This window comes from Planktothrix sp. FACHB-1355 (assembly GCF_014748295.1).
GTDB classification, from domain to species: domain Bacteria; phylum Cyanobacteriota; class Cyanobacteriia; order Cyanobacteriales; family Aerosakkonemataceae; genus Aerosakkonema; species Aerosakkonema funiforme_A.
Map to the genome: position 1 here is coordinate 1 of NZ_JACJUP010000336.1, position 5,831 is coordinate 5,831.

The following is a 5,831-nucleotide window of genomic DNA, read 5'->3' on the forward strand; positions in this document are numbered from 1 at the left end:
TAATTCCGCAACTGGGAAATTACAGCCAGATTCGAGGTGAAGTGCCTTACGGTTTGGATAAAAGCAGTCGTGTGGATTTTTTGTTGACGGGAACTGATTTGGAACGACCTATATATTTGGAAGTAAAAAATACTACTTGGGCAAAAGAGAGACTGGCGCTATTTCCCGATACGGAAACGACGCGGGGACAGAAGCACTTGCGAGAACTGATGCGGCTACTACCCGAAGCGCGAGCGGTGATGCTCTATTTTATCAATCGCGGTGACTGCACTCACTTTGCGCCTGGAGATTCTGCCGACACTGTTTATGGCAAACTGTTAAGAGAAGCAGTGGCACGAGGAGTGGAAGTTTTGCCCTGTCGTTTTGAAACTAAGCCGGATGGTATTCGTTATTTGGGGTTGGCAGATTTTCTTCCTTCTATGCCACTATTAAAGATTAATACATAGTTCAAGGCAAAGTTTGAAATTTAGGGATTTAATATGCTTCTTACTTCAATGAAATGGTGGAAATGCGAAGGAATGTTACAAAAAGGCAATTTGACCGTTAAGAGCGATTTAACCATCCTCAACCAAGTTCTCCAATGGTTTGACAGATTCTGCTTCCAGAATAAGTCTAAGCTTGCCTGGTTGGGCAAAGAATATGATGGCATCAAATTAGCTTTTGACGAAGGATTTACTAACGCCGTTCGCCACGCGCACAAGAATTTGCCGCCAGAAACGCCGATCGACATTGAGCTGAGTATATGGGAAGATCGCCTGGAAATCCGCATTTGGGATAAAGGTAAACCGTTTAATCCGGATACGTTACCGGAGCCGGAACCGGGTAAACTACAAGAAGGCGGCTATGGTTGGTTTTTGATGCGACGCCTTACCGATCGGGTGAGTTATGAAAGATGTGCGGATAGCCGGAATTGCCTAATCCTGATCAAACAAAAGGATTAGGATAGCATTTTAAAGGTGCAAGGCTACAGAAAATGAAAAATTTGTTTATCGTTTTTGAAGGCATCGATGGCTCTGGCACTTCGACCCAAGCTGCTCTGCTGAAGGATTATTTTACAGCTAAAGGTCGAGGGGCGGTGTTAACTTGCGAGCCGTCGAATGGGCCGATCGGCAATTTGATTCGGCAGGCCATGAAGAAAAGGGTATTGTTTGTTAACGATACCCAGAAGTTTGACGAACAAATGGCTTATTTATTTGCAGCCGATCGCCACGATCACCTATACAATGAAGTGGACGGGGTGTATAAGTTACTTAAGGATAATTTAACAGTTATCGGTACTAGATATTATTTTTCTTCTTTAGCATATAATTGGCATACGCCAGAGGATAGGGAATTTATCAGCAGGTTAAATCAAAAATTTCCCAATCCGGATTTAGTAGTGTATATTGATATACCCGCCGAGTTGGGGGTGACGAGGATCGGAGATCGATCGGTCAAAGAAATATACGAAAATCAAGAAAAACTCGCTAAAGTGAGAAAGAATTATCAAGAGATATTTAGCAACTATGATGGTTTAGTATTCCAAGTTGATGGCACCCAGGATAAAGAGACTGTTCGAGAAAAAATAGTAACGTTCATTGAGGAAAATTTTGATTAGAATTTGGAGTTGTTAGAAGTTACCGTTTTCTGAGACAATCATAAATGCTCATTAGTGCTGCAAACACTCTGAGCGCAGTCAACAAATTGTAAAAGTCTAATGGATCGATTTCGAGTAGAAGTTATTGCCAAAACACCAAATCCTCAGCAGGTAGTCTATGCCGCTCTCCACCAAGATTATACAGAGGCTTTTGTGTTTGACGAGCGCGACTCGTGGCCTTCAGAGTCAAGCTGCGGTGAGATTATTGTCAAGCGCCTTTTAGCGGGTGAAAGGGGACATTATGGCCCATTAGAGCATCCCCAGATTGTGTTTAATTGCGGTTATTTTCCTCATAGCGTAATGCAGCAAGCGCGGACTCATCGTGTTGGGGTATCCTTTGATGTGCAGTCATTTCGGTATACAGGCAATCAATTTATTGATGTAGCAGAAGGCAAGAAAGATATAGAAGAAGTTTTCTATCTTCGTCCAGTGGGTGATTACACTGACCGTCAAGGTAAAAAATACTATTATTCATTAGAGCAACGGCAAGCAGATTTAAAATGGTGCATCGAAGCAGCAAGGCGATACAAAGCTGATGTTGAGGCAGGGATGTCTGAGGAACACGCCAGAGGTAAGTTACCTTTTGATTACCGCCAGCATTTTGTGGTCAGCTTTAATTTAAGGTCTTTTCTGCATTTTTGCGACTTGAGAAATAAGAAAAATGCACAATTGGAAATTCAAAAACTATGCGAACTGATGTGGCCACACTTTCAAGATTGGGTGCCAGCAATTGCAGAGTGGTACGAAATTAATCGCCTTGGTAAAGCCAGGTTAGCACCTTGAAGATACCAATGAAATTAGGAATAATAGTAATAACTCAAGCTGTTAGTTATTAATTTTGAGGTTGTTTTCCAGCTGTAGGGTGCGTCAGATAGCAGCATTTTGGGAAAAATAATTAATCTTATCGCTCTGACGCATCCTACTCAATTTAACTCAAACGTCGTTTATTTAAAAATCAAACTCTAGCGAGAGTTACCACCTCTGCTTGATCCTGATATTTACCCTGACGAGTATCATAACTAATCGCGCATGGTTCTCCTGCCAAAAATAGCAATTGCACCACACCTTCATTAGCATAAATTCGGCAATCAGCACTGGAGGAGTTAGAAAATTCCAAAGTCAAATGACCCCGCCATGCTGCTTCAGCCGGAGTTAAATTTGCGATAATTCCACAACGTGCGTAAGTACTTTTTCCTATGCAAATAACAGTAATATTTTCTGGAACTTCTAGCTTTTCTAAGGCAACTCCAAGACCATAGGAATGTGCAGGTAAAATAAAGTAACTACCGCTGGCATCTGTGTGAAGTTGCGTTCGCTCTAGATTTTGAGAATTAAAGTTTTTTGGATCGACTACTGTGCCAGGAATATGGCGAAAAATGCGAAATTCTACAGGAGAGAGACGTATGTCGTAGCCATAAGAAGAAAGACCGTAGCTGATGACAGGACGTAACGGTAAAGCTGAGTTTCCTTCTACTTCTCGGATTAATTTTGGCTCAAAGGGGGAAATCATTCCCTTTTGAGCCATTTCAGTAATCCAGATATCGTTCTTAATCACAGTTTGACAGGTAATTCCAATAGGGATATTAGCATACCGCAAACTGAGACATTTTTTAAGGTCTGTGGCTGCGGCGAATCTCGGTAACTTGATCTGCGAGTTCCAAAATCGCTTCTGGCATTTCCTGGCCGGTCAAAACGATATCTACGTGACTGGGGCGTCTTTCGATCGCAGCGAGTACCTCCGACTCTGAAATTAAGTCAAAATTAATCGCTAGGCTCAATTCATCCAGAACTACCAGAGAATACTTGCCTTCAAAGATAACTTTTTGGGTATATTGCCATAATTGATGGAGCGATCGCATCTCCCCATCGTCCAGATGTGGCGTATCGATACAGCGAGGCAAGTCGCAGCGAATCCAATCTAAATACTCTCCCAATCGCACCGGTCGTTCGTGTCCTTGATTGATTCCCCCTTTGAGAAATTGCACCACCAAAACGGGAGTTCCCTGTCCGGCAATTCTCAGCGCTTGCGCCATGACGCTGGTAAAAAAGGTGCGGTGAGAGGAGGTGAACACTTGCACCAATCCTTCCACTACGGGGAATAGGCGAGGGTCAGTATGAAGAGTTGGGGTTTCTAGCTGGGCTACCATAGGTCAACAATTGATGGGTAACAAAGCGCTTGACAGCATGGTTTAGTAGTGCTGCTGGGCGGTTTGCTTGACAATATCTAGTGTAATTTTAGATTAGTTTACTTAGTAAAACACTATATATATAGATACGTCAATAGCCAGATTTGACTCGGAACTTAGGCACTGTGGGTGTCGAAACGAGGTTTCTTGGCGGATGTTAACCAGTTAAACTGGTGATTTTGCCAAGAAATCGGGTTTGTTTGGGCTTCACAAGTTTGATGATAAGCTTGAGTTGATTTGAGATTCCACTTTCTAGGGGAGTAGGATGCTGTGAGACTGGTAATTTTAGGAGGTGCAGGTGCCGGTAAGGGAACTCAGGCACAACGACTCTCAAGTCATTTGAATGTCCCTGCGATCTCCACTGGTGATATACTGCGAGCAGGAATCGCCGCCCGGACAGAGTTGGGTATCAAGGCGCAACCTTTTGTGGAAAAGGGCGAGTTAGTACCCGACCCGACGATGATTGAGTTTATGCGTCTGCGGTTGCTGATGTTCGATGTCGCCAACGGTTGGGTACTTGATGGCTATCCCCGCACTGCTTTCCAAGCTGAGGAATTAGATTTTTTGTTGGATGAGATGGGACAGCGTTTGGATTGGGCAATTTGGCTGGATGTGCCAGAATCGGTGTTGATGAGTCGATCTCTGGACCGATCGCGCACCGACGATCTGCCCGACATTATTCAGCGTCGGATAGAATTATTCCAAGAGCGCACTGGCCTGATTCTCGATTATTACGCACGTCGTCAGAAACTTTTAAGCATTAATGGTCATCAACCGCCACAACAAGTGCAAGAGCAAATTTTGCAGCAATTAAATCATCTGTGTAAATAATAAAACCGGCCACCTCTAGAGTAGGTGTTACCGGGTTAAAACTATTTGTTTTGCTCAGAATTCAAAATCTGGCAGGTGAAACAAAAATATAATTTGTTTGGCACTATACCACCTGACAATATTTTAAATTCCTGATTAGCATTATTTTGCTACTAAAAACATTTCCGATCGCTTGGGCTTTTCTAAAGCACTACGAAGCCGGAATAGCATTTGGATCGGCAACATAATTTTATGGACAAAGAACTTATGGCAGGGATGCCAATAATAGTCAGTCAGGGATTGGCAAATTTATATTTTTGGCAGTAGAAGTAAACCTATTCCCAGAAATAGCTTACCTCTATACAGACTTGACGTAAGTCCTGACAATAAGATTTAAGTAGCTTTTCGCTATCCGATCGCGGACAAGCTAGGGGCGAGGACGGTTTATACGGAGTGATATTTGGAACATTATATTTAAATATTGTTTGGAAATTTAAATATAATTGTGAAGATCGCAACTAAAAAAATAATGATTAGACATCTCCAAAAGCTGTATCCTAATTAAGGATTTCAAGCAAACACAATGTCCTGGCACCGTCCTGATGGAAGACAATCAGATCAACTGCGTCCCATTAGATTTGAGCGCAATTTTACTCGCTTTGCACCGGGGTCTGTTCTTACCCATTGCGGCGATACTCAAGTTCTTTGTAATGTGACTGTTCAAGAAGGTGTCCCCAGATTTTTAGAGGGCACTGGCAAGGGATGGCTGACGGCTGAATATCGAATGCTACCGGGCGCTACTCCCCAACGTCAAGAACGAGAATTTCTGAAGTTATCCGGACGCACTCAGGAAATTCAGCGACTGATCGGTCGCAGTTTAAGAGCGGCTGTCGATTTGCACGCGCTGGGGGAACGCACTATTATTGTGGATGCCGATGCGATCCAGGCAGATGCGGGGACGCGCACTACCGCCATTACTGGAGGATTTGTCGCGTTGGCTGATGCTGTGGAAAAGTTGATGCAGCAGGGTAAGCTGGCTGTATCTCCGATTCGTCAGCAAGTGGCCGCTATTTCCGTAGGACTGTTGCAAGGTGAGCCTTTTTTGGATTTAAACTATCCGGAAGATGTCGCCGCCGAGGTAGATTTTAACATTGTTATGGATGAAAATCTCGGCATCATCGAAATTCAAGGAACCGCAG

8 protein-coding genes are annotated in these 5,831 nt (G+C 43.4%); 6 read left to right on the forward strand and 2 right to left on the reverse strand.

Going from position 1 to position 5,831, the window contains the following annotated elements; all coding sequences use genetic code 11:
* From sfsA to thyX, 4 genes are all read left to right on the forward strand, one after another.
* On the forward strand, positions 1 to 446 hold a 446-nt coding region (sfsA, locus tag H6S82_RS15190; RefSeq protein WP_191056375.1), incomplete at its 5' end, for a DNA/RNA nuclease SfsA.
* 33 nt (positions 447 to 479) lie between these two features.
* The gene (locus H6S82_RS15195; RefSeq protein ID WP_242056961.1) at positions 480 to 941 is read left to right on the forward strand and encodes an anti-sigma regulatory factor; all 462 of its coding nucleotides are present in this window, start codon (positions 480 to 482) and stop codon (positions 939 to 941) included.
* Positions 942 to 973: 32 nt separating this feature from the next.
* Positions 974 to 1,597 carry a dTMP kinase gene (gene tmk / locus H6S82_RS15200; protein WP_190467392.1) on the forward strand — a complete coding sequence of 208 codons (624 nt, stop codon included), beginning with the start codon at positions 974 to 976 and terminating at the stop codon, positions 1,595 to 1,597.
* A gap of 99 nt (positions 1,598 to 1,696) precedes the next feature.
* Positions 1,697 to 2,419 carry an FAD-dependent thymidylate synthase gene (gene thyX / locus H6S82_RS15205; protein WP_190467389.1) on the forward strand — a complete coding sequence of 241 codons (723 nt, stop codon included), beginning with the start codon at positions 1,697 to 1,699 and terminating at the stop codon, positions 2,417 to 2,419.
* 172 nt (positions 2,420 to 2,591) lie between these two features.
* Here thyX and dcd read toward each other — a convergent pair whose 3' ends face one another.
* Positions 2,592 to 3,161 carry a dCTP deaminase gene (dcd, locus tag H6S82_RS15210; protein ID WP_199315389.1) on the reverse strand — a complete coding sequence of 190 codons (570 nt, stop codon included), beginning with the start codon at positions 3,159 to 3,161 and terminating at the stop codon, positions 2,592 to 2,594.
* Between the two features lie 85 nt (positions 3,162 to 3,246).
* Complete coding sequence (locus H6S82_RS15215) at positions 3,247 to 3,783, reverse strand: P-loop NTPase family protein (RefSeq protein ID WP_190467383.1); 537 nt, start codon at positions 3,781 to 3,783, stop codon at positions 3,247 to 3,249.
* A 309-nt stretch (positions 3,784 to 4,092) separates the two neighbouring features.
* Here H6S82_RS15215 and H6S82_RS15220 point away from each other — a divergent pair, with 309 nt between their 5' ends.
* Both H6S82_RS15220 and rph read left to right on the forward strand, forming a co-directional pair.
* Entirely contained in the window at positions 4,093 to 4,653 is a 561-nt protein-coding gene (locus H6S82_RS15220; protein WP_190467378.1) for a nucleoside monophosphate kinase, read from the forward strand.
* A gap of 562 nt (positions 4,654 to 5,215) precedes the next feature.
* Positions 5,216 to 5,831: ribonuclease PH (gene rph, locus H6S82_RS15225; protein ID WP_191056376.1), on the forward strand; the 616-nt coding region annotated here is incomplete at its 3' end.

Excerpts from the sequence above, each read along its gene's own strand:
- thyX (WP_190467389.1), top strand. The coding sequence starts at position 1,697 with ATGGATCGATTTCGAGTAGAAGTTATTGCCAAAACACCAAATCCTCAG.
- dcd (WP_199315389.1), bottom strand. The coding sequence starts at position 3,161 with ATGGCTCAAAAGGGAATGATTTCCCCCTTTGAGCCAAAATTAATCCGA.
- H6S82_RS15195 (WP_242056961.1), top strand. The coding sequence starts at position 480 with ATGCTTCTTACTTCAATGAAATGGTGGAAATGCGAAGGAATGTTACAA.
- H6S82_RS15215 (WP_190467383.1), bottom strand. The coding sequence starts at position 3,783 with ATGGTAGCCCAGCTAGAAACCCCAACTCTTCATACTGACCCTCGCCTA.
- tmk (WP_190467392.1), top strand. The coding sequence starts at position 974 with ATGAAAAATTTGTTTATCGTTTTTGAAGGCATCGATGGCTCTGGCACT.